This is a genomic window from Priestia sp. ST2 (genome assembly GCF_055810735.1).
Window position 1 is genome coordinate 931603 of sequence record NZ_JBVVNT010000003.1, and the last position, 25216, is coordinate 956818.

At 39.1% G+C, this 25216-nt stretch carries 20 protein-coding genes and 2 tRNA genes; 8 read left to right on the forward strand and 14 right to left on the reverse strand.

Features of this window, described 5'->3' with window-relative positions; all coding sequences use genetic code 11:
• The first annotated feature begins 69 nt into the window (after positions 1-69).
• Complete coding sequence (locus AC0KUU_RS17055) at positions 70-630, forward strand: DUF2777 domain-containing protein (RefSeq protein ID WP_016763009.1); 561 nt, start codon at positions 70-72, stop codon at positions 628-630.
• Positions 631-671: 41 nt separating this feature from the next.
• Here the strand turns inward: AC0KUU_RS17055 and AC0KUU_RS17060 are convergent, their stop codons facing one another.
• The gene (locus AC0KUU_RS17060) at positions 672-1019 is read right to left on the reverse strand and encodes a DUF1516 family protein (protein WP_013055360.1); all 348 of its coding nucleotides are present in this window, start codon (positions 1017-1019) and stop codon (positions 672-674) included.
• 78 nt (positions 1020-1097) lie between these two features.
• Positions 1098-2270, reverse strand: a complete 1173-nt coding sequence (locus AC0KUU_RS17065) for a DUF418 domain-containing protein (RefSeq protein ID WP_165575574.1) — start codon at positions 2268-2270, stop codon at positions 1098-1100.
• A gap of 198 nt (positions 2271-2468) precedes the next feature.
• Between AC0KUU_RS17065 and AC0KUU_RS17070 the strand changes: the two genes are divergently transcribed.
• From AC0KUU_RS17070 to AC0KUU_RS17095, 6 genes are all read left to right on the forward strand, one after another.
• Complete coding sequence (locus AC0KUU_RS17070; RefSeq protein WP_013055358.1) at positions 2469-2690, forward strand: spore germination protein; 222 nt, start codon at positions 2469-2471, stop codon at positions 2688-2690.
• A gap of 30 nt (positions 2691-2720) precedes the next feature.
• Complete coding sequence (locus AC0KUU_RS17075) at positions 2721-2996, forward strand: spore germination protein GerPB (RefSeq protein WP_237074501.1); 276 nt, start codon at positions 2721-2723, stop codon at positions 2994-2996.
• 89 nt (positions 2997-3085) lie between these two features.
• Positions 3086-3802 (forward strand): spore germination protein GerPC, encoded by a 717-nt coding sequence (gene gerPC / locus AC0KUU_RS17080; protein ID WP_043980887.1) that lies wholly within the window; start codon positions 3086-3088, stop codon positions 3800-3802.
• On the forward strand, positions 3799-3975 hold the full coding sequence (locus AC0KUU_RS17085; RefSeq protein WP_013055355.1) for a hypothetical protein: 177 nt from the start codon (positions 3799-3801) through the stop codon (positions 3973-3975). Before gerPC ends, AC0KUU_RS17085 begins: the two co-directional genes overlap by 4 nt.
• 12 nt (positions 3976-3987) lie before the next feature.
• Positions 3988-4419, forward strand: a complete 432-nt coding sequence (locus AC0KUU_RS17090; protein WP_028407429.1) for a spore germination protein GerPE — start codon at positions 3988-3990, stop codon at positions 4417-4419.
• Positions 4420-4478: 59 nt separating this feature from the next.
• Entirely contained in the window at positions 4479-4697 is a 219-nt protein-coding gene (locus AC0KUU_RS17095; protein WP_025749935.1) for a spore germination protein, read from the forward strand.
• A 46-nt stretch (positions 4698-4743) separates the two neighbouring features.
• On the opposite strand, the gene AC0KUU_RS17100 is transcribed toward AC0KUU_RS17095, so the two are convergent.
• From AC0KUU_RS17100 to AC0KUU_RS17135, 8 genes are all read right to left on the reverse strand, one after another.
• Positions 4744-5049 carry an HNH endonuclease gene (locus AC0KUU_RS17100; protein WP_033578017.1) on the reverse strand — a complete coding sequence of 102 codons (306 nt, stop codon included), beginning with the start codon at positions 5047-5049 and terminating at the stop codon, positions 4744-4746.
• A 14-nt stretch (positions 5050-5063) separates the two neighbouring features.
• On the reverse strand, positions 5064-8456 hold the full coding sequence (locus AC0KUU_RS17105; protein ID WP_237074499.1) for an SbcC/MukB-like Walker B domain-containing protein: 3393 nt from the start codon (positions 8454-8456) through the stop codon (positions 5064-5066).
• Entirely contained in the window at positions 8453-9637 is a 1185-nt protein-coding gene (locus AC0KUU_RS17110; protein WP_322551716.1) for an exonuclease SbcCD subunit D, read from the reverse strand. The genes AC0KUU_RS17105 and AC0KUU_RS17110 overlap by 4 nt, the downstream gene beginning before the upstream one ends.
• Positions 9638-9690: 53 nt before the next feature.
• Entirely contained in the window at positions 9691-13428 is a 3738-nt protein-coding gene (gene addA / locus AC0KUU_RS17115) for a helicase-exonuclease AddAB subunit AddA (RefSeq protein WP_043980878.1), read from the reverse strand.
• Complete coding sequence (gene addB / locus AC0KUU_RS17120; RefSeq protein ID WP_322551715.1) at positions 13421-16921, reverse strand: helicase-exonuclease AddAB subunit AddB; 3501 nt, start codon at positions 16919-16921, stop codon at positions 13421-13423. Before addB ends, addA begins: the two co-directional genes overlap by 8 nt.
• 262 nt (positions 16922-17183) lie before the next feature.
• Positions 17184-17924, reverse strand: a complete 741-nt coding sequence (gene fabG / locus AC0KUU_RS17125; RefSeq protein ID WP_013055347.1) for a 3-oxoacyl-ACP reductase FabG — start codon at positions 17922-17924, stop codon at positions 17184-17186.
• 580 nt (positions 17925-18504) lie between these two features.
• Positions 18505-19122: a TVP38/TMEM64 family protein gene (locus AC0KUU_RS17130; protein ID WP_013081701.1), complete on the reverse strand. Its 618-nt coding sequence runs from the start codon at positions 19120-19122 to the stop codon at positions 18505-18507.
• A gap of 162 nt (positions 19123-19284) precedes the next feature.
• A complete protein-coding gene (locus AC0KUU_RS17135; protein WP_237074497.1) occupies positions 19285-21264 on the reverse strand; it encodes a S9 family peptidase in 1980 nt (659 codons plus the stop codon).
• Positions 21265-21440: 176 nt separating this feature from the next.
• Here AC0KUU_RS17135 and AC0KUU_RS17140 point away from each other — a divergent pair, with 176 nt between their 5' ends.
• Positions 21441-21677 (forward strand): IDEAL domain-containing protein, encoded by a 237-nt coding sequence (locus AC0KUU_RS17140; protein ID WP_028412421.1) that lies wholly within the window; start codon positions 21441-21443, stop codon positions 21675-21677.
• 196 nt (positions 21678-21873) lie between these two features.
• On the opposite strand, the gene aceA is transcribed toward AC0KUU_RS17140, so the two are convergent.
• The 4 genes from aceA to AC0KUU_RS17160 all read right to left on the reverse strand — a co-directional run bounded on the left by aceA (position 21874) and on the right by AC0KUU_RS17160 (position 25169).
• Positions 21874-23157 (reverse strand): isocitrate lyase, encoded by a 1284-nt coding sequence (gene aceA, locus AC0KUU_RS17145; RefSeq protein ID WP_016762997.1) that lies wholly within the window; start codon positions 23155-23157, stop codon positions 21874-21876.
• A gap of 392 nt (positions 23158-23549) precedes the next feature.
• A complete protein-coding gene (locus AC0KUU_RS17150; protein WP_322551714.1) occupies positions 23550-24809 on the reverse strand; it encodes a M48 family metallopeptidase in 1260 nt (419 codons plus the stop codon).
• A gap of 209 nt (positions 24810-25018) precedes the next feature.
• Positions 25019-25090: transfer RNA gene (locus tag AC0KUU_RS17155), tRNA-Glu, on the reverse strand.
• 4 nt (positions 25091-25094) lie between these two features.
• Positions 25095-25169, reverse strand: a tRNA-Asn gene (locus tag AC0KUU_RS17160).
• Positions 25170-25216 lie beyond the last annotated feature (47 nt).

Consider the following 25216-nt stretch of genomic DNA (forward strand, 5'->3'; position numbering starts at 1 on the left):
TTCGAGTTATAAAGAGAGCTTTTTTAGGCAATAAAAAAATATGGATAAATTTCACACGGAGGTTTGATTATGACTCATTATTCTAAACAACAAGCTCTGAACAATCAGCCGCGTTCCTTCGTGATTGGTACGGTTGAATGTGTTGATTCACAGTGGATTTTCTTTGAAGATGAAAGTGACGAAGCTTCCATGCTCCATGAAGTAATGGATGATACATTAGAACTTCTTATTGATACACGCTGGGAAAAAGCCATTATGGTTGATGACCGTCAAATAAAGCTTCACGATGGAACTTATTTATTGCGAAATGGGGATAAGCTAAGACTGACTAAAAAGCTACCTTATGCATACGAACAGCTTCTTCAATCGCTACCGAAAGAGACCTTTTTATCATTCACTCAGCACTTAAATTCATTAAAATTCTCTCTTTATGATTGTATTTACTGTCACAACACATTATGTTTTTTACCGACAGACGGTGATACAAAAGGTGCTAATTTTATCATTTATGACAATGAGGAGAAAATTTGTGCCGTTCAGCATTTATTCGAACGAGGCACGCATCACCTAGATCGATTTGAATATACCGTTAATGATGGAGAACGTTCAATGAATCTTTTTTTAGATTAAAGCAAAAGAAAAAAGCTATCTTATCCAAGATAGCTTTTTTCTTATCCTAGTACGACATATCCGTAATAGAATACTAAGATAAGCGCAATTACAAGAACTGCCCAAGCAACGCCTGTACGCTTTCTTTTTTCAGTACGAACAAGTACCATTTCCATTCCCACAAGCACTAACACTCCGGCAATTCCTTTAATGAGCGCTGCGCCTTGAAAATGGTACCAAGCTGCTAACATATGCAGACCTGATACTAATACTAATAAGTATAGGAGTCTCGCCACCATATGTAGAATTTTTTGACCTTTAGCTTTACCTGCTCGATGTAAAATCAACGAAACCACAAACGAGATAATTAATAATGTCCAAAGCGTTACATGAATATGTAGTGGAGCCATTCATCTCACGTCCTTTCTGAAAATATCATATCATGAAAACCTTTCCTTCACCAATAATATAAGGAAGAAAAAGGATTTTTAGCGACCGCGTCCATAAGTAGCATACCGAATGAGTTTTTCAAGGGGTCCATCTGAAAATAGGCTCATCCATATCCGGCTTCCCAGCAGTTGAATAAAAATGATAATCCCCGCAATAGCCAAACCTTCTACAATTGAAATATGTCCGTAGTATCCTAACCCATATGAGTAAAAAAGAAATGTGCATACAATGGACTGGACAATATAATTAGTTAAAATCATTCTCCCCAAAAGGGCAAATGGCTGCATGACTTTTTGAATAGATACACTTCGCATAGCTAATGTGACCAACGTTACAATAAAAATTGCTCCTGCCGTTCCTCCAATTGTATCGTGAATATACGATGTCGCTACATTGTGATCTAAAACATAGGGCAATACAGATGATGCTGCATACACGATGAATGAAATAAGACAAAGCCACTTTGTCTCCACTATATATTCTTCTATTTCTTCGAACCACTCGCTTTTTGCCATAAAACCGCCTAATAAAAACAGTGGAAATAGCGATAAAAACAGAAAAGGAACCGTATTTAAATTATACGCGTAGTACCAATCAAGCAAGCGCTGATGAAAGATTGACGCAAAACTTCCGTGTCCATATGCTTGAAGCGCTTGGTCAATAATAGGCTGGTGAATTCCCGCTGCTGTCTCTCCTTCGTTAACCAAAGCCGCTACTGTTAAAATAACAATCATAATCACAGCATAAATGCTAAATATTCCGGTTCCCCACGCTAATATCACTTCTTTCTTTGCTTCTTGAAAAAATAGCATGATCAAAGCAAAGAAGCTGTACATCACAATCATATCACCGTGCCAAATAAATAAAGTATGAATAGCCCCAACGAGAAGCAAAGCCGTGATTCTTCGTACATAAAAAGGAGTAAAGCTTACTTGCCTTTCGTATGTACGCTGGAACATTTTCATAAAACCAAATCCAAACAAAATAGCGAGCAGCGCGTAGCATGTCTGCCCTACAACTACATCAACTAATCCATTAGCAACATAGTTCATTCTTGAACCGTCCAACAAATTATGGTCGTAATAGGAAGCAGGTGAATAAAAATTCGGCATGTTTATGAGCAAAATACCAATAAGCGCGATTCCTTTTAATACATCTGCTGCCTCAATGCGCTGTTCTTTATCAGCTGCGTTCATTTTGAAACGTTTCATTCTTTCACACCTTACATTATTTCATTATTGCTTTCACATTATATCGAACGCAAAAGTTTTTCTTCAATGTTTACTATTTCCATTCCTCTCTTTAATGTTTTGCTTCCTCCCTGCATATAGATAAAGAAAAAGCATTAATCACCTTTTTGTCTAGGCTTCATATGCTGTTACTAGACTAAATTAAAAGGGTGTTTGCCTATGCCTGCCATTGTTGGTGTTGTTAATCTTAACAGTGTTGGTTCAGCCAGCGTCTTTCATATTGGAGATGTTTATACAATAGCCCCTATTTCCACTGCTAAAACATTTGCTGGCGCAGGTTCGTTTAATACAGGTGACGGCTTATATGTTGTGAATCAGCAGAGCTCAACCAATACGTCAGACAATGATGTAAATGACCAAAATGTTGCTGGAAATCTATAATAGAAATGAAGCTCATACAGGAGGATGCTTATGAACTTTTACGTGAATCAAAGTATCTGTATTCAAAGTATGAAAATCAGTGCCGTAAGTAACTCTTCAGTACTTCAAATTGGAAGCGTAGGTGTTATTAAACCGAACTCAAATCTCTTTAATACAGGAGGGTTTACAGGCGCTGCACCTACTGAAACAAAAAAAGGCATTCTTGGATCTGTTTCTCCTTCTGCCTTTACTCCCGGAACCGGTGCGGGCACTGCCCCAGCTCCTTTCTCACAGTCGTTAACTCCCCCAGTTCGAGACAACGACTGACATGTTACAACCTTCATCGCCATATGTATATATATAACTATTTTCTTTATCAGAAGATAAGGGAATTGAGGTGATTGAAGGTGGATAACATGGACTATATTCAGCAGGTACATCAGTATGTTCAGCAAATGTCTTCGTATATTCAGCAGCAAGAAGGACGCATTGCTCAGCTTGAAAAAAACGTACAAGAACTTCAGAAAAAAATAAAAGAGTTAGGTGAACAGCCACCTATTAAAATTGATAAAATTGAATATAAATTTGAACAGTTAAAAATCGATTCTTTAGATGGAACATTAAATATTGGATTAAACCCTCTTACACCTGATAATTTAGAAGATATCATTATCAATGAGAAACCAGAAGTAACGTTTTCGCAAGGAGCTCAGCCACAGGGGCAACCGCCTCAAGGTGAGCAGCCGGGACAACCCGGAGGTCCTGGACCGCAAAATCCTAGCTTAAAACCGTTGAACCGCCAGCTAGAAAAACAGTGGGTCTCTGATATCCACGAAACGATTTTAGCTGAACTTAATCAATATGGATTTTCTATGGTTCAACATGTGCTTGATGAGCGCTCGATGATGATTGATGAATCGTACTACGAGTTTATTTTAGAAGATATTAAAAAGCAGCTGCAGCAGCGGATTACTTTTTATATACAGCAAGTTCAGCCGGAAGAAATGGAACGAAATTTTGAACAAATCAAACCTCAAATTATCGGTAAACTTTATGAAGATATGAAAAAAGGAATTGACGCATTTTTAACGTATTTACCTGAATCTTTAAAGAAAGGTGGACCTCCTTCATGAACTTTAACGTTGTAAACCGCGAATTGCTTGTTGGAGACGTTAGTATTACAGGCGTATCTTCTTCTTCTCTTTTTTTAATTGGTGATGCCAATTACATCTCTCTATCCTCAACATTTGATACGCCGGCTGAATCGTTGATTATCGGACCTTATGTGCCACTATCGTTATCATAAAGGAGCTTACGTATGCTTTCACGCACATCTTCTGTTAATTATATAGAAATTAATTCCTTGTCGGCGAGCTCCTTTTGCCAAATTGGAGATTCAACAGAAATTCATCTACTTAATAAAGCTTTAGCCGATCGGAGACAGTATCCGTTTTTCTACGGTCGAGAAGGAAACTTTGATGATTACGCTATCTTTAATGAGCCTATTCCTCATGGCGATTATGAACCTATTCCCGTTCAAACATGGAATGAAATACCTTTGATCCGCGTTAACAGAATTGATATAAAAGGGTGCTCATTCTCATCAGTTATTCATATTGGATCAACGTGCAATGTTTATGCAGAAGCCCGCATTAAGCATATTCGGGAACTGATCAACGATGAACCTTCAAAGGAAGCTGAAACAGGAACATCAAGTAGTGCTTCTTCACAAGCTAGCAGCAGTGAGTGAACCTTTTAAAAAGCTGCTCATATACTAAATTAATATCATGAAAAAAGGGTGTGAATCTCATGCCAGCAATAATTGGACCCGTTAGTATCATGAGCGTCGGAGGCGGTGTCGTAACGTTTGGAGATACGTTTTATGTTTCTCCAAAAAGTGCCGCTAAAACAGCGTCAGGCTCTGGTTCTTTAAATACAGGTAACTTTGTTAATACTAATAACGGCATTTCAGGAACAAATACGTTAGATCCAGATTTATTCGATCAAAATATAGCAGCAAATGCTTAAAAAAACCCCTTATCTTTGCTATTAAAGCGGATAAGGGGTTTTTTATTCACCTGGATTTTCGGCTGTTTGATTTCTTGGTTTTAGGTAATTTAGAAGAAGGCTGTTTACGAATCCATTTAATAAAAGAGCTAATTTTAGAATCAGCTTGTAATAAAGAAATTGTATTAAGACGAATGGCTAATTCATCATTTGTGTATAACGCATGAATTTGTTTATGACACGGAATACATAAGTTTGCTGTTGGTTCAAATGCTCCGCCCATTTCCTTTGGCGTTAAATGATGTACGGTCGTCAAGACATCCTGCCTTCCGCATAATTCGCATGTTCCTATCCGCCTGTCTTTTTTCTTCATATAGATTTCCTTCCCTATAAAGTTTCTACTCTTACACTAGTTCCTTTGCCAGAAGGCTCGGACGGCTCAACAATCAAACGTTTTGGCAGGCGAGCACGAAGTTCTTGCACGTGACTGATGACTCCAATTGATAAATTATTGGACTGAAGTTTTTCAAGCGCTGTTACCACGGTATCAAGAAGCTCTCCATCAAGCGTTCCAAATCCTTCATCTAAAAAGAAAAACTGCAGCGGATACTCTCCTCTTAGCTGAATTTGTGCAGATAATGAAAGGGCCAAAGCCAGGGAAGTTAAAAACGTCTCTCCACCAGATAAAGTTGAAACCGGACGTTTTACGCCTCCATTTGCATCATCTCTCATAATAAAGCCGCCTTGGGAATCAACTTCAATCGCATAGCGCTGACGTGTTAATATACCCAGACGCTCTGAAGCATCTCGGCTAACGGACATCAGCTGTTCTTCAGCAATATATTCCACGAAAGCATTTCCTTTAAATACTGTTTGAAGCTTTTGATACTGTTCAAATAACGCTTGTTTTTCTTCACGGTCCTGTTCAAGCACTAAAAATCGCTCATGCCGTTCTTTGACGCTTTTTAACGTTTGCTCAGCTGCTCCCTTGAGCTGAACCGCTTCTTTCACAGCCGCTTTTATATCATGAAGCAGCTGCTGAGTTTCTTCAAATTGGTGCTCTTCTATGGACTGGTGATTCAGCTGAATATTTAACTGTTCAATTGATGACTTCATCTGTTTTATATTGTCCCAATAAGCCTGAACAGTTTCATCCAACAATTTCATCTCATCATGTGATAACAAAGCTTGCTGAACTTCTTTTCCTTCGCTGAATAAAGAATTCCCTACCGCTTCTTCCCATTTTTCAGCTGCCTTTTTATACTGGATATGAGCTGTTTCTAGGGACTCGCTCGCCGCTTTTTCATCCATTTGCAGCGTTTGATACGCTTTTTGAACAGTCTGCCAATGTTGATATGCCTGCTGTTCATTCGTCTCTAACTCTGCAAGTAAAAGAACTGTTTTTTGCAGCGTCTGTTCAATATCTTCTTGATCTGTAAGCGTACGCAAGCGTTCAATTTGCGAGTGAACAAGAGATTGTTTATGAGACAGCATTGCTTTTAATTCTGTAAATTCTTTTTCGCCCGCATATTTCTCTTCTTTTAGACGTTCGATTTTCTTTTGCTGATTTTCAAAAAATACGCTACTTTTTTCAATTCGAGCCTTTATTGTCTGCTCTTCTTTTTCTCTTTCAGTCAGCTTTTCATTAATTTTTTCCATCTCTTCAAATACAAAGGAAGGATAGTCTTGTTGAAAAGCTTCTTTTCCTGCTTGTAGCGCCTGTTTTTGCTGATTTATCTTTCCTTCTAATTCAGCTTGTTCTTTTTGATAATGAGCAAGCTCTAATTCAATCTTTTCAAGACTTTGCTGGACCTTTTGTATCTGCCCAAGAATTGCTTGCTGTTTTTCACTTACCTGCAAATAATCCTGCTCAAGAGATTTGATTTCAACTTCTATTTTCTTAGCATAATGCCCAAAGGCATCTGTATCCATTTCTCCTAAAGCAGGAACTTCGCCAGCTTCATTCATAAACTCAGCTAACTCAGGTATTTTTTCAACAAGAGGTTTAGCTAGCTGTTCAAGCTGCATTTTGAGCGACGAATAGCTAAATCGCTGTTCACGCAACTGATTAACTTGATCTTCGAACTGATCCGCTGATTCAGTTGTGACGTCACCTTCTTGTTGGTGTAACACGGGGTTAGGGTGATGCTCAGAGCCACAAACCGGACAAGGCTCTCCTTGGGTCAGCTGCTCGGCTAATTGATGAGCCAGACGGCGTGACCATTCTTTTTCTTTGCGTCTTTTTAGATCGCTCATTAAACGATCTGCTTGTTGAAAAAGCTGCTGAAACTCTTTTTCCCGCTCACATACAGTGTGATACAAGCCTTGAATATCTGAAAATAACCCTTTACTTTGTTCTATTGTTTGCTGATCTCTCTCTTTGTGTGTTTGTTTTTGTGTGTACAAATGCTTAAGCTGTTCGGCTTTTTCTTTATACGTTTTTTGACCTTCATCTAGGTTTTTTTTATCGTTATTCCATACTTGATAACGGTAAAATGCTTGCTGAACAGCCTGCCGATAATCAGGTTGAATCTCCACTTTTGTTAATGTTTCCTTTAACTCTTTTTGAAGAGTCAAACCTTGCTGATACCGCTGATCCGCTTCCATTAATTCATCATTTTTCGTTTGAATTGCCTGCTGCTTTTGCTGAAGAGAAACTTCCGCTTCTTTTATTTCTTGCTGACCTTCTTTAATTTGTTTTTGAAGATCAGAAGCTTGTTGAAGCTGTTCTTTTTGAACAACCAATTTGGGCTGCTGTTCATTTTTTTGTAAGCGAGCCTGCTCATATAAGTTATTTGAGCGCTTATATTCCTCACTTTTTTGAACAATTTGTGCTTTTAATTTTTCTACTTTATCTTCATAAAGCTTCTGCTGTTTTTCAGCTTGTTCAAATGTTTCTAAATAGGGAAAAAGACGTTCTGCCTGCTGAGCTTTCGTCAGCACATCTTGCTTTTGTTTAATCTCCTCTTCCTGCTTAGAAGCATGCACTAGTTTTTCTTCTAGCATTGTTTTTTCCTGCTGCGCTTTCCAAAGAGACGCCTGCTGATCGTATCTTTCCTGCAAATCAGACGCTTCTTTTTCTCGTTTTTCCAAAAGTACAATGCTATCACTTACAAGCTGCCGGGCTTCCGCTACTTTCTCTGTTGAAGCTTCACCTAATCCCGTTTGTTCTGCCGTAATCTTATCTAGGTCTGTTTTTAGCTGCTGAACTTGATAGCGTATTTTCTTACTAAGCTGATCTCCGTACTGCTCGAGATTAAAAAGACGCTGCAGCATTTGACGGCGCTCCGTCCCTTTTAATGATAAAAACTCTGCAAACTTTCCCTGTGGTAATACAACAGCTCTTGTAAAATCATCAATAGTTAAACCGAGAAGTTCCTGTACCTGCTGATTTACATCATTCGTTTTATCTGCTAATACGTACGTTTCATCTTCGATTTCAATCAATCGACTTGAAGCTGATTTCACACGCAGTTCATCCGTTCGTTTGAAGCTTCGTTCAACAGTATAGCGTTTTTTATGACTAGCGTTTTCCAGCTCGAACGTAAACGATACTTTCAGTTCATTTTCCCCGTGATTTAAAATTCCTTGTGTATTATTTGCTGCACGCTCTACTTTTCCGTATAAAGCTAGTGTAATGGCATCCAAAATGGAGGATTTCCCGCTTCCTGTAGGACCAAATATTCCGAAAACACCGCCTGAACACAGCGCTTCAAAGTCGACAGTTTGTTTTTCTCTAAAACTGTGAAGCCCCGAAACGGTCAAGTTAATAGGTTTCATTTTTCATCCTCCTTTCCCGATACTTCTTCATCGTTAATCAAGGTTAAAAACAGTTTGACTAATTCATCATCAGGTGCCCCTCCGCCGGTTTGCCTGCTGTAGAACTTTGTAAACAGTTCTTCGATCGGCACTTCTCGCTGTGAACGTGTTTCAAGTGCTAGTTCTTCTGCTTTGAATACTGGACGGATATGAATAAAGCCTGGATGAAGCTTGCGAAGACGATGGATTTCTTCTAATGAAAGTGCATCTTCTACGTGAACTTCTAAATCAACCCATGCCTGCGCATCTTTCTGTTCATCAAGCCACGTATATACTTCTAGCAGTCCGTTTTTTGCTTTCCAACGTGTCAAAGGCTTTCCGCTGGATAATGGAATTTCGGTCATTTCGACCTCTTTTCCTGGCTGAGCGTCTAAAATGGTAACAGACTTTGCATAGCCTGACTCTGAAAAGCTATAGGCAAGAGGTGACCCAGAATATCTTGCAAGGGTGCTGGCGCGATTGATCATTTGCGGGCGATGCAAATGTCCTAGAGCTACATATTGAGCATTAGCAGGTAAACTAGTTGCCGCCACCGTATAAGCTCCTCCTACTTCAATTGGACGTTCTGAGTCCGTTGAACTTCCCCCTGCTACGTAAATATGACTCATGGCAATATTAACGGTATCTGTTGTGAACTGCTCACTCATTTTATCAAAAATACCTTTTACTCTGGCATCATATGAGTTTCGAAGAGCCAGCTCATCATTTTCTTCTGCTAACAGTTCCTTTAACCTTGCTTCAGATGGGTAAGGAAGAGCCGCAACCTTTAACACTTCATCTGATGTAGGAATGTGAATGCTTTCTACATCGGTAGTAGGCAAACCAAGAAGCGTAATATTTTGATGAACAGCTAATGGAGAAGCCGCCGACAGCCGATCTGGGTTGTCATGATTACCTGCAATAACAATAATCGGACGTTTTCCATTGTTGCTCAACCTAGACATACTTTCGTAAAAAAGCTGCTCTGCCGCTGCTGGAGGGTTAACCGTATCAAAGGCATCTCCCGCCATGAGAATAGCATCTATCTTTTCTTCTTCCACAATGTCTGCCAGTTCATCTAAAAACTGTGCTTGCTCAGCTAGACGGCTTCGACCTTCTAACGTTCGCCCCAAATGCCAATCCGCTGTATGTAATAAACGCATGTTACTCTCTCCTTATTGGTGAAAAAGAAGAAGACTATCGCCTTCTTCTTTTTTTATATTTCAACAGCATGTCCACCATCTAAAAAGTACAGATAGCGATGCTGCACAGGTTGTTTTACAATCCGCTCAATGGCCTTTGCGTAAAGCTCTAACTGAATGCGGTATCTGTCAATTAGAAATGGTTTTGCTCGTTCAAAATCCCCTTGAAAACGATCCGAAATGTTATCGGTTTTAAAATCAAGTAAAACGAGACCTTCTTCCGTTTCATACAAACAATCAATAATACCTTGCACTAAAATTGTTTCGTCTTCCTGCTCCCAATGATCATAGATTTCTTTAGCGGAGACACCTAAACTAAAAGGCATCTCTCTATAAAGCGTGCGAGCCGTTCGAATACCTTGTGCAATGTCACTGTCTAAAAAGTCTGCTACATCATTTGCATCAACAGCATCCGCTTGTTCTTGCGTCAATAATTCTTTGGTAACCATTGATTGAATAAAGTCTTGAACCATTTCAAGGGTATAAGCTTTATTTAATGGAAGCTGCTGCATAACGGCATGTGTAGCTGTTCCTCTTTCAGCTCCTGTGAGAGATTTCTCTTGAAGAAACAGCGGACGATTTTCAAGAGGTGCTTTAGATCCCCGAATGAGATCGTCGCTTCCACCTGCGTCCGTCAGCTGCTGCTGCCTTTTTAGTTCAGAAACAGATTGCTTCGAACGATGAACTGAAGCTACACGATAATCATAAGACCAATTTAAGCGTCTATACACTTCGTCTTTATAATCGCTCGATTCTGAAACTGGCTCATGCTTTTGAAGAGCGTTTAAAAGCTCTTCATGATGCTGCTGCTCTTCAAGAGGCTGCTCGGCTAAATCATCTGCTAATAACGTTGAAAGTTTCCAGCTTGAAGCATGCTGATGAATCACCTTGGCAGGCTGGACCTCTCCTTCAACCATATGACTAACATTTTGGTGACGGATTAAAGAAGGTCCAATCCAGTCTAAATAACATTTTGCATCTCTTCTCACGTGAGCTGGAAGCGTCCAATCTTCATGTGCCATAACGGAGCTCCATTGTCTGAGCTTTTCTGGTGCATCTTTTACTGTTCCGACTAAAATAAGTTTTTCTTTCGCACGCGTCAAAGCTACGTATAATACCCGCATTTCCTCTGCCATGCTTTCTTTTTTCATTTTTTTCTTCATGGTCTGCTGAAGAAGAGTAGGGTACGTAATACGCAGTTTTGGATCAATATATTTAGATCCAAAACCTAGTTCTTTATCGAGTAAATATGCTTTATTCAAGTCCATTAAGTTAAACTGACGAGCAAGACCAGCTACAAAAACAACAGGAAATTCAAGACCTTTACTGCTGTGGATCGTCATCAAACGCACCACATCTTCTTGTTCTCCCAGTGCTCGAGCAGCTCCTAAATCGTTCCCTCGGTCCTGCATGCGTTCAATAAAACGTAAAAATCGAAACAGACCTCTAAATGAAGTTGCCTCGTACTGGCGAGCGCGATCGTAAAGAGCACGTAAATTGGCTTGACGCTGTTTCCCGCCAGGAAGTCCGCCAACAAATTCAAAGAAACCCGTATCGCGGTAAATTTGCCATACCAGTTCTGACAAAGAGCTTTGTCTAGCTTGTGTTCTCCATGCTTTTAACTGCTCATAGAAATACTTTACTTTATCGCGAAGTTCTTCATCATCTGAAGCCGCTAAGTACGTTTTTAACGCATCGTAATACGTTCCTTTCTTTTGCTCTGCTCTCAGTGTAGCTAACTCTTCATCTGAAAGCCCTACTACCGGTGAGCGAAGAACAGAAGCTAACGGAATGTCTTGATGCGGGTTATCTACTACTTTTAATAAAGACATCATAATCATCACTTCAGTAGCATCAAAATAACCTGTCGATAAATCGGCATAAATGGGCACGCCTTCTTGCTTAAATTCATCCATAATCTGCGCAGCCCAAGGCATAGAACGAAGCAAAATAACAAAGTCACGATACGTCACATTTCTCATGATATCAAGCTTGCGATCATATATTTGAAAGCGGTTTTGAACGAGTTCTTTGATTTTACGCGCCATTGCTCTTGCCTCTAACTGAGCCGTTTCAAGCTCTGCTTCTGAAAAAGCGACGAGAGAAGAATCCGATTCTTCTTCCCCTCCTTCTTCTACATTTTCTTTTGCAATGAGCAGAAGCTCCGTTTCCATTCCTTCCGCTTTTGGATACGATGCTCCTAATTTTAAAGAAGCATCATCGTCATATGCAATTTCTCCTACTTCTTCATCCATCAGCTGATTAAAAATAAAGTTTGTAGCATCAAGCACTTGAGAACGACTGCGGAAGTTTTTATTCAAATCGATACGTTTTCCGAACTGGCGACCATCTTGTGTAAAGCGCTTGTACTTTGTTAAAAACAAAAATGGCTCCGCTAAACGAAAGCGGTAAATGGATTGTTTTACATCTCCCACCATAAATAAATTCCCTTGTTCTTCACTATCTCTCGTCACTAATTTAATCAGTGTTTCTTGAACCATATTTGTATCTTGATATTCGTCAACAAGCACCTCTTCAAACTGAGTACGATATTTTTGGGCAATGGACGAAGGCTTAAGCACTCCATCTTCTTTTACACTCAAGATTTGCAGGCAATAATGCTCTAAATCAGAAAAGTCCACTAACCCTTTCTCTTTTTTCATATGTTCATATCGTTCACCGAAGCGCTGAACTAAAAAGATTAGCGTTTCAATAACGGGCTTCATTTTCTCAAAATCAGCCATGTAGCCGTGCAAAGGCCTAGAAAACAAATCAGCATGAAGTTTTTCAAGACTTGTTTTAGCTTTTTTGCGAAGCTCTCCGAAATCATCTAAAAGCTGCGAGTCGTATGCTTCTCCTTTACATGGCTTTAAACGAGTAAAATTCAAATTCTGCATTTCCTCATGCAAATCAGCAAAAGAATGCTTAGAAGCACTGATCAGCCGATGAATTTGAGCCAGGTCTTCCTCTGCATTAACGGCGCGAGGAGCAGGCCCTCCTGGCAGCTTTGTTAACTCTAAGCCCTGTTTTAAAATCGACTCAATGCCCATCAGCTGCGTTGTTACTTCTTGTAAAAGAAAAGATAGAAACGGAAGTGAATCAATAGAAGAGTCTTCTGTCACATCATATTGACTCACGATCATTTCAAGCCAGCCGTTTGGGTCAGGGTTAGATCTTGCAAAGTCATACAGCTTTCTTACCATAAGCTGAATATCTAAGTCATTTCTGTCACTTGTATAACGATCAATTAAATCAAAGAATCGCTCGTTCTGTTCAATACTGTACTGTTCTTCAAACAATTCTTCTAATACTTCTTCACGCAGAAGATCGGCTTCCGTATCATCTGCAATCCGAAAACCAGGGTCTACATCAATCAAATAATAATACGTTCGAATGACTTCTAAACAAAAAGAATGGAGTGTAGAAATCGACGCACGGTTTAATAAATTAAGCTGTCTGCGCAAGTGCAAAGAAGATGGATTCTTTTTTAACTCTTTTTCCAATGCTTCTCCAATTCGATTTCGCATTTCGGCTGCAGAAGCATTTGTGAACGTAGCAACGAGTAATCTATCAACATCGATTGGCTCATCACCCATCGTAATCTTTTTAATAATACGTTCAACTAAAACCGCTGTTTTTCCTGAGCCAGCCGCCGCGGCTACTAATATATCTTGACCGGATGAAACAATGGCGTTCCACTGATCATCCGTCCACTGGGAGTCGGCCGGTTTTACGTGTATATCTTCACTCATCTCGTTTGGCCTCCTCTCGAATTTTATCTAAAATAACACTTTGACTCTCTGTACTAAGCTGACGATATTCGTTGTTTTCCATTGATTCATCGAACTGACAAATTGAGCGGTATTCACAAAACGCACATGGTGTTTTATCTTTTAGTTTATAAGGCGAAATATCAATTTTCCCATTTGTAATCTCTGTACCTGCCTCCACAAATTTACCTCGCACATACTGACGGAGATGTGTAAAATCTTCTTCGCTCGCAACCGAAGAATTGGAATAAAAGCCCCCTGTCTTTTTAATGCCAGCTGATATAACCTGTGAGTGCCCTGATTCTAATGTTTCGTCCATTAACCTTACTGCTTCCTCGTCTCCTACAAGCAGTCCCTTCATTTTAAACTTCTTGAAGATTTCAGCTTCAATTTGATCAGGCTGTAATGCTTTAGTACTGTTGATCATTGGATTATGAACGTGGAAATAAAGAACGCCAGCAGGCAATGCTCCTCTATTATCATGAAGAAGCTGTTCAGCATACGTCACGACTATGTCTAAATAAGCTAAAATTTGAAGAGATAAACCGTAGTACACTTCCACTAAGTTTAATGCTTTATCGCTTGATTTATAGTCGACAATACGCAGTAAAAGTCCTTTTGAGCTTTCCGCTTTATCTACCCTGTCAATTCGGCCAACGAGTTCCATCGTATGGCCATTTGGCAGTGTGAACTGCATAGAAGGCAGCTCTGCACTAGGTCCAAATCCAAGCTCCAATCCAACGGGAACAAAGCCGCTCATCTTAGCGTGCTCACTTAACACAAGCGACGCACGTTCAATAATTTGCTGCAGCTTATGTGTTAAATAGTGGTGGCGATTCGAGCTCAATAAAATCTCATTTTGCAAGCGCGGAGCAAGCTCATGCACTGCAGCCGTAGAAAGCTGCTGACAGTCTTTTCTCGTTAAGTTCTTCCATTCTTTTTGACCGCCGCGAAGTTCGTCTGAAATCATTTTCAACGCCGCGTGAAATAACTCGCCTATGTCAGGAGCCGCCAATTTGAAAACTTTTCGTTCTTTAAGCTTGAGCCCGTGAGAAGCAAAATGCGCATATGGACAGGCTTCAAATTTTTCCATTCTCGATACGCTTGCTTGAATATGCCTTCCATAAAGACGCTGACTCGTTTTCTTTGTTAACCGTTTTGCTTCATTTTGATAAAATAAGCTGCTTAGTACTTTCTCACTGTATGAGTTCCAATCTGGATTTTCCACATAAAAATTATACACATCCCACCAAGCGGAACTCATCGGATAATGGCGTTTCCATCCTTGCAGCTGGCTGGCTAAATGCGCGATGCTCGTTAAAGGATTTGTAATATAATCAACCTGCTTTTCTTCTTCTAAATCTGTAGGTTCCGTCATTAACAGTTTTTCCTGCAGGAGCGGAAATAGCTCTTTTACTCGATTAATAACGAGGGAAGGCAGCAGGGTCTTCCCTTCCTCATTGGCAAGAGGATACGAAACATAAAGTTTTTCCGAAGAGCTGGAAAGTGCTAAATAAATGAGAAATTGTTCGTCAAACAGCTTTTGTCTTCCGGTTGGCGCAAGTAATAAACCTGATTCAAGCAGCTGCTCTCTCTCCTTCTCAGATAACAGGCCATCGCTTTTTGGTTTAGCTGGAATCACACCGTCATTTACACCTAACACAAAGCTTGCTTTGATATCGGATAAACGCGAACGCTCAAAACTTGCCACAACCACTTGATCCAGTGCAGGCGGAACAAGTGCAAACTGCATGCTGTCAAGCCCTGTCTCAAATAGATCTGCAAACAAAGAAATCGATACTTTCTCTTCTCCCATCATTTCAACAAACTGATCAAATAAGTGAAGAATTGCTTTCCATACCTGCTCGTGCTCTCTTGCTTCTTGAAGCTTTCCTTCTTCTTCACATCGATTGCGCAGCGCTTCTATCTTTTGTGGAATATCTAAATTCGTTAAAAAACGATAGAGCGCTTCTGCTTTTTCTTTTCCTATTTTCCCTTGTTTTAATTTTTGCTGAAGCGAATAAATAGGAGGAACAATCATATTTTTTAATTCATTTATTTTTTGCTCAAAAGCAAGCTCTTCGTCCGTTTTCCCAAGGTTCATGTCTTCAAGTGAACGATATTTTCTGTAGGTAAATGGTTCCTTGCTCGTCCACTTAGATCCTTGAATACCGTAAGCGAGTACATAATTTTCTAATTCATCCATCTCTTCACGAAGCTGGTGCACATCAGATGACAAAGGAAATAAAAGATCTGTTTTCACTGCTCGAAAGATGGTTTCATATCGCCATGACCCGCTTACCACCTCTAAGACTGAGCGAACAAATTCAACGAGTGGATGGTGAAACATCGCTCGCTTTTGGTCAATAAAGTACGGAATTTCATAATCTCGAAAAATGGTTTGAAGCAAGTCATGGTAATCTTCTGCATTTCTAACAATCAAGGCAATATCACGGTAGCGATAGCCGCGATCGCGCACAAGTGAAAGTACTTCTCTTGCAATCCCTTCAACTTCTGCTCTTCGGCTAACAGCCGGCAGCAGCTGAATGTGCTCGGGCTCTGACTGAAATTCCGGCGTTGGCCGTTCATCATAATATCGTTCTAAATAGGCAAGCTCTGGACTGTTTTGATGCCTTTTTTGTTCGTTAAATACGATTGGCTCTTGAATCTCTATACCGTTTTCAGCCGCCAGGCTCATTATTTCTTGGTACGTTTCGCTCGTTAATCGAAACAAGTGCAAGTCATTTGGAATAAAATCTTGATATGAATAATCAGAAGTCACCGCTATTTTTACTTCTCTACAAACTTTCATCAGCTCTACTAATACGGTTAATTCTTGAGGAGTATAGTGATGAAATCCATCTACATAAATCGTTGCTTGAGCAAGATAGCCAGAAGACGCTACTTTTTCACTCAGCAGCTTCAAATAGTCTTCTCCATCTACATATTTCGTCATCAGCTGTTTTTCTAATTCTCCGTAAATGAGATGTAAATCATGTAATTTATCAGCAAGGACTTTCTCATCTTCTGCTTGAAGCTTTTTCTTCATCTCTTCGAGAGACGGGGCATCTACTGTGTACTGTTTAAATTCTTTAACCATTTTTTCCAGTTCTTCAATAAACCCTGCTTGTTCTGAAGAATTCGCAAACAGTCGAAGCTCTTCTTTTTGATGTTCGATAATTTTTTTAAGCATCATATGAATACCTGTTTGATCCACATGATAGCGGCTAATACCTCCAACTTCTTGCAGGATACGCCATGCAAGACGTGTAAAACTATAAACTTGAGCACGCATCATGCCTTCTAACCCAGGTGTTTGAACAAGCGCATACTCCGACTGAAATGTCATCTGTTCAGGTACAATATAAATAAGTGGATGCCCAAGCGGAGCATTTAACAGCTCTTGGCGCATGCTATTTAAAAGATATTCCGTTTTCCCGCTTCCTGAACGTCCTAATAAAAACTGTAGCCCCACGTTTTCACCCCTTCATTTTTTTCTCTATGTTTTCATTTGTTTAAGTACAAAATGGATAAACGCCACGTAAACACGTGACGCAGTCGTCAAAATTTTATAGTGATAATCATCTAAATCTCTCTATCTCTCTCCTTATTATTTTACTGAACTTGCAGACAAAATTCCACTTTGCCGATATGTGAAATGCTGGATGCAACAAAAAAACTTTTCAGTAGTCAAAAGACCACTGAAAAGTTTTAGAAAAGCGAATTATTTTCTACTTTTACATCATGATTCCACCATCTACATGAAGTGTTGTACCGTTAATATAGTTGGACTCATCAGATGCTAAATACAGATAAGCATAACCAATGTCAGAAGGCTGACCTAGTCTTTGTAAAGGAATAGTGGATTTCATTTGATCAATGATTTTGTCTGGCATCGCCTTCACCATATCCGTCTCAATAAACCCGGGAGCTACAGCGTTTACATTAATGCCTTTTCGTCCCAGCTCTTTAGCCCATGTTTTTGTCATTCCTACTACGCCTGCCTTTGTCGCCGCATAGTTTGTTTGACCAACATTTCCATATACGCCAGATACCGAAGATGTGCTAATAATTTTCCCTTTACCTTGAGCAATCATATGCGGTACCACTGCTTGTGTACAGTGAAAAACGCCTGTAAGGTTTACGTTGATTACTGCTTGAAAATTTTCAACTGATAATTTGGTTAGCATTCCATCTCTGGTGATACCCGCATTGTTAATTAAAATATCTATTTTAGAGTAGCGTTTCACTACTTCTTCTACCATTGCATCTACACTGTCTCGATCCGCTACGTTCACTTGAAAAAATGCTACATCTCCGCCTTCTTCTTTTAGCTGAGCTGCTCGTTCTTCTCCCGTTTTTGCATCGTAGTCAACCATAGCGACCTTTGCACCCTCTTGTGCGAATATTCGAGAAGCTTCGAATCCTAATCCATTTGCTGCACCCGTAATAATTGCCACTTTATCTTTTAATCTCATGTCACCCGCGCTATAAGACGCTTACTAACAACGATTAATCAGCAAGTCGCTTGAATCTCAGTAGCGCATTCCCCTCCTCAAAACGACGCCAAGCACGTCTTAATGATCATTTGGTGCTTTTCTAGTAATGATCCCTCTACTTACATCTTAGTAGTCAAGCTCAAAAATCATTCATATAATTTTTAAGAAAACGTTTTGAAATACATGAGGTGATAATACATGTTGAGAAAAAACACGTATATCTCTAGAAAACAAAGGGTTCATTACTTAGGTGCAACTAGGAATAGACGTCTAATTTATTCCCAGTTTTTTCTTTTATTTTAGCATATTTCTCACAATTGATAAACAAAAAACTTGTTCATTACTGGACAGATACCCTGTATATGCATTGTTCTGCCAACCGAATAAACAGACAAATAACTTCTTTAAGAAAAATTTTAAGATCTTTTCAAAAATGCTGTTGTATCCCTATAAGAAAAGGCTTTTCTATAGTTTACAATACCCCTTTTGGCTGTATGTATAACAAAAGACTGCCTATTAAAAAGCAGTCTTTCATCACTATTTGTTATATATAAACAAACTATTTGTCATACTGTTTCACTTTAGATTTTTCATTTAATCTTCGTTCAATTTGTTTTCCAACAAGCCATAGAACAAAAATGATGACTAAAACAAGTACTGCTTTTAGAGGCTGTTTCACAAATGAAACAAAATCGGCCCCAATAAAGCTCATCATAAATATCATCACCATTTTACCGGCTAATACAGCAAGCATAAACTGAGCCATACTAACACGTGATAGTCCTGCTACTACATTAATTGCCGAAGACGGGGTAAAAGGGAAACAAAGCATAATAAACAGCGGTCCGAACCCGTGTCTTTCTACCCAAATCATGATCTTTCGAATTTGCGCATGCCGGCTGATGAAATGTAAAAACCTCGCCTGTCCATATTTTCTAAAAATCAAAAAGACAAGCAGTGATCCAACGCAGCTGCCAACCCATGAAATTAAAAAGCCTAACCATAAGCCAAAAGCGGCAGCATTGGCCATTACAAACGCAAAAAGCGGCAAGATAGGGATAAACGCTTCTAAAATAGGCAACAGCAGCCCTGGAATGATTCCAAATGATTGATATTGTTTTAATAACTCGAGGACGCCGTCTAACGTCAAATAATGCTTTAATGTTTCAAAATCCATCGAATGTTCTCCTTATTTAAACAACTGTGCTACTTTTCACTTATTGTACTACTTTCCTTTACCAAACAAAAGTTTTACAGCGTTTTACCTTTCCTGTCCTTTTACGCTTGCCATACAGCCTTTATTTACACATACATATTTGGTTGAACAGCCATGCACTTTTTACTGAGACTGTTTTAAATAACGTTTAAACCAGCTTGTTAAATATTTTAGTCTCGCCGTTCGTAAATTAGGCTTACCGCTTCTAGAAAGTTCATGATTAGACTGAGGAAAACGAATAAATTCTACTTCTTTATCTTTTCTTTTCAGGGCCACATAAAGCTGTTCAGCTTGTTCAATTGGACATCTGTAATCCTGTTCGCTATGCAAGATTAACAGCGGTGTTTTAACATTCTCCGCTAAACGAAGCGGCGAGTGGTTCCAAAGTTTTTCCGGATTTTCATAAATATCAGCTTTTAATTCCCATTCGGTAAAATAATAGCCAATATCACTAACGCCGTAAAAACTTGTCCAATTTGAAATAGACCGTTGCGTTACCGCTGCTTTAAACCGATTTGTACTTCCTACAATCCAGTTTGTCATAAACCCTCCGTAGCTTCCTCCTGTTACGCCAAGCTTATCTTCATTAATATAAGAGTAGCGCTTCACTGCTTCGTCGGTCACTGCCATCAAATCCGTATAATCCATGCCTCCATAATCTCCTCGAACCGCATCTGTAAATGCTTGACCATATCCTCTGCCGCCTCTTGGATTAGAAAAGAGGATATTGAACCCTTTTGATGCAAGTACTTGGAATTCAAGCATAAATGTATGACCATACATAAGATGCGGACCTCCATGGATTTCTAAAATGGTTGGAGATACATCATTGGTAGCAGCAGCTTTTACTACCCAACTGTGGATATGTATACCGTCCGTAGAAGTCGCGTAAAAAGATTCTGCTTGTGTAAGCTGCACATGCTTTAAAAATGAGTCATTAACGTTTGTCAGCTTCACTAATTCCTCTGTTTTTAAATTTAGAGAATAAAGATCTCCGGGATGTGTAAATGTACTGATTGCCACGATAGCTTCCTCACAATTGGGAAGAACAGATACTGCATATACGTGAGCATTATCCATAAGTACAGAGTCTAACTTTCCATTCACATTTCCTTTATATATGCCTACAGAACCCTTTTCACTTACGACAAAATAAAATTCTTCATTACTGCCCCACATAATTCCCGCTGCGGTTCTTCCAAAGTGGAAATCTCCTGCTACCATATCTCCTATTTCTAAGTCTATACCAGCAGTGATACAAGCTGTTTTTTGGTTAGAGATCTGATAAATGTATATGTCATTCATTGAAGCCGATCCGTATGTACGTTCATTTCCAATGTATGCTATGTATGACCCATCCGGTGACCACGAAACTTGATGAAAATATCCTGTTTCTGCTGTAATAGATGTTACTTTTTTAGTCTCGCGATGCAAAATAAACACGTCCATAGTTAATGATAAATCCGGATTCTCTCCTCGGCTGCTGCAAAATACAATTGAGTTTGCATCAGGGGACCAGCACCCAACAGAGTGATGATAAGGTCCATCCGTTAAAAACGTCACTTCTTTGTTTTTAAGTTTAACGACGGCAACTTGAGCATATTCACCTTTTAAATAACCGCTAACATCGGATTTGTACAATAGACGCTCCACTTCGTAAGGCTGAGGATATTCATGATTTTGTTCAACTCTTACAGCTTTTTCTCCTACTTTTGTAGAAAACATAATTTCGTCACTATAAGGAGACCACACCGGATTACTAACGCCTTTTTCAAATTCTGTGAGTACTTCTGCTTCTCCTCCTGCCGCTGCTAATAGGTAGAGCTGAACGGTCTGACTGCGATCGGATAAAAAAGCAATCCACTTGCCATCAGGAGACCATACTGGAGAATGATTGTTTCCTTTACAGTAGGTTAATTGCTTTGTTTTTTTCGTTTCAAGATCTAGCATAAATAGCTGCGTCTCATACGTGTTTTCTATTTTCTTCGTTTCTCGGACCGTATAAACTACACTTTTACCATCTGGGGAAATCTGAGGATTATACACAGACTTCAGTTCATACAAATCCTCTATCGTTACCGTACGCTTTTTTAAATGATTCAATTTCTTCGCCCCCAAGCACTCATTTTTAAACCAAATAGTCAATTGATAAAAACAAAAATAGCGTTTCCCTTTTACTTTATCATTTCTAAAAATAAAAATCTAAAAATTTAGAAAATTAGTTGTTTTTTCTCCTTTTAATCTATATAATAATAAAAAGGGTGCAGAGGTGATGAGGTATGAACAATGAAAAATCGTACACGGAAATGATGAAGTCCCTCGCTCGCAAGAAAAAAGTAATTGATACTGTGAGTATGTTGGATGTTTATATCGAAATGGTAATTGATGAATCGCTTTTTAAGCGTCAAAAAGAACTGTTAGAAACAAACATTAACACGGCATTAGATCAACGTGATGAAACTGCTTTTTATGAGCTATCAGCACAGTACCAATCCCTGCTTCAAACATCTACTTAATATTTCAGGAGCTTAATTCATATTAACGATTTATATGTACGTTTAACAGGCAGATCCTTTCTTCTCAGGAAGAACAGCTGTCTGTTAAATCGTGTTTACTACATAAAAAAAGATTCTTACACCTGTAAGAATCTTTTTTAGTAGAATCTTTCCTATGAGTGGACGTAACCGACCATTCCACTCATAGGTTTTTTTGTTATTTATGCGTCTGAAACTGCTCTTCTTCTGTGGAACCTTTTAAAGCTGTTGTAGAAGAAGTCCCACCAGAAACTACTTGTGCCACTTCATCAAAATAGCCCGTTCCTACTTCACGCTGATGTCTTGTAGCTGTATATCCATTTACTTCACTAGCAAACTCTCTTTCTTGTAACTCTGAATAAGCTGCCATTCCTCTTGTTTTATATCCTCGTGCCAGCTCAAACATGCTGTGGTTTAAAGCGTGGAAGCCAGCAAGCGTAACAAACTGGAACTTGTAGCCCATTTTTGCAATTTCTCTTTGGAATTTTTCAATCGTTTTCTTATCTAACTTTTTCTTCCAGTTGAAAGATGGTGAACAGTTATAAGCAAGCATTTTACCTGGGAATTTTTCATGAATAGCATCTGCAAATTTTTGTGCTTGTTCTAAGTTTGGTTCAGACGTCTCACACCATACTAGATCCGCATATGGCGCATATGCTAAGCCACGAGCAATAGCTTGATCGATTCCGGCTCTCGTGCGATAAAAACCTTCAGCGGTGCGTTCACCTGTAATAAACTGGCGATCTACAGGATCAACATCACTTGTAATTAAATCAGCGGCATCAGCATCGGTACGAGCAATCAGAAGTGTTGGAACCCCCATTACATCAGCAGCTAAACGAGCAGCAATCAAATTTTTCACAGCGGTTTGAGTTGGAAGCAATACCTTGCCGCCGAGATGACCACACTTTTTCTCAGAGGATAATTGATCTTCAAAGTGTACGGCAGATGCTCCCGACTCAATCATTCCTTTCATGAGTTCAAATACGTTTAACTGTCCTCCAAACCCTGCTTCTGCATCTGCTACAATTGGAGCAAAGTAATCGATATCCCCTTCTCCTTCTAAATGCTGAATTTGATCAGCACGCTGCAGCGCTTGATTGATTCGTTTCACAACATGGGGCACGCTGTTTGCCGGGTATAAACTTTGATCAGGATACATGTTTCCTGAAAGATTTGCATCTGCAGCTACTTGCCATCCGCTTAAGTAAATTGCTTTTAGCCCTGCTTTTACCTGTTGTACCGCTTGATTTCCTGTTAGAGCTCCTAAGGCATGAACGTATGGCTCTGTTTTTAATAAGTTCCAGAACTTTTCGGCTCCTCTTCTAGCAAGCGTATGTTCAATATCAATGGACCCTCTTAGCCCAATGACTTTTTCTGCAGAATATGGACGTTCAATTCCTTTCCAACGCTCATCGCTTTTCCAGTTCTCTTCAAGGTTTTTTACACGAATGTCTTTCATTCTTTATACCCCCTAATGAATTTAAAATTCTATATTCATAAAAATATAAAACGCAGCAGTTAGAATATGTCTGTTTCATGATGAAGTAAATTAGCAGCTTGCCATAATGTTAGCAAGAACGTAGATGAAATAAGTAAGTAGTTGAAGGACATGTAGTAAGACTTAGCTGAGGTGAATATACGCTGAGAATTTTGACTGCTATCTTTTCAATCACAAATAACTATTCCTCCCTATTGTTATAAAACAGTTTTTATTTTACATACGTTATTATATAACAGTACTTTCGAAAATGAAACCTCCTTTTAGAATTTTTTTCCTACTCGCAAGGAGGCTTTTCTATTAATACCTACGTATAAAAGGCTTCATATATCCTTTACTTTTTCTTATATCACTTATTCATTTCTTTCATACTTCTCAACAAATGAAATTCTTTCCAGTATTGTTGGGTGACCATATCGGAAAATCTTCACTAAATACGGCGGATTTACCTGAGATAGTCCTGATTTCGTTAAGTCCTGAAACGTTTTAATAGCAGCTTGCTTATCTCCTGTTAGGTCCATAGCGTACGTGTCAGATTGAAGTTCATGATGACGCGACTGCATATTTGTTAACGGACTCACAGCAAATGTAAGAATAGAAAAAATAAGTAGAATAAGCGGTAAAGAATTTAAATCACTAAGAGAAGTAATTTTTAATGCTTTTCCCCATCTCTTAATCACAAAGCTGGCTAAATGTTTCGTTAGCCATAAGCCTACGATCGATAAAACTAATGCTGAAGCAATCCCCACATAAATATGTTTCTTTACATAATGACCCATTTCATGCGCCATGATAAACAAAATTTCACGTTCCGTTAATTTATTAAGAGTAGTATCCCATAACACAATTCTTGAATTAGAACCTATTCCCGTCACATATGCATTAAGGGAGTTCGTTTTTTCAGACATGTTTACTTCATATACATGCTTAGCAGGTATATGAGCTTCGTCTGCTAAATGCAAAATTTTCGTTTCCAGCTCTTTATTCTTTAATGGATAAAAATCGTTATATAACGGATCGATAACCACTGGTTGAATAAACGTCAAAAATAGCGTAAATGGAATAGATACTAGCCACGCATACAGCCACCATCTTTTTGAAAACTTACGAATGAATGCATATAACACAGCAATCACTAAAAACATGGTGGCATAGTTCACCCAAAAATCTGTAAAAAGATCCTTCATCCATCCCTGGAAAGGTTGCGTCGTAATATGATAAGCCTTTGAAAGCTTATAGCTAATCCAGTCCATAGGAAAAGAATAGATCAGCAGCAGAACGGATAACCAAAATACATAAATAGCAGTTTGGAGAAGACTGAAACGGCTGACATCTTTAGACCACTTATTAACTTTCTTAGACACACCTAACACTAAAATTAAAATAAACCCTAGCCACTCATATGGAATTCGGATAAAAAAGAGCGCATCTCTAATTTTTGAATATTTTTCGGTTAACATAAGTTCTCGTGTATTCATAAACGTAGCCGGGTCTACGCTGGTGCCTTTTAATGATTGTGGAATAGAGGTATCGCTTATATAGAATAAATACACCCAAATACACGCTCCATACACAAGAAAAACTCCGATGGACCACCAAACAATTTTTTTCACGCATTCCCCTCCTTTTGTACAAACAGTATGCCGTTATTACTATTGTAGGTTTTTTTTCGAAATTTAGAACAAGCGTTTATGGATGTGCTATAAGAAATGTAATTTGAGGCGAGGAAATCATAGAAAAATGAAAAATAGAGTTTAGACAAAAGAATAAACTCCGTTTACAAACAAAAAAAGCAGTTTGCATATGCAAACTGCTTTTAAGATGACCCGTACGGGATTCGAACCCGTGTTACCGCCGTGAAAGGGCGGTGTCTTAACCGCTTGACCAACGGGCCAGTATGGCTCCACAGGTAGGACTCGAACCTACGACCGATCGGTTAACAGCCGATAGCTCTACCACTGAGCTACTGTGGAATATGGTGGGCCTAAGTGGACTCGAACCACCGACCTCACGCTTATCA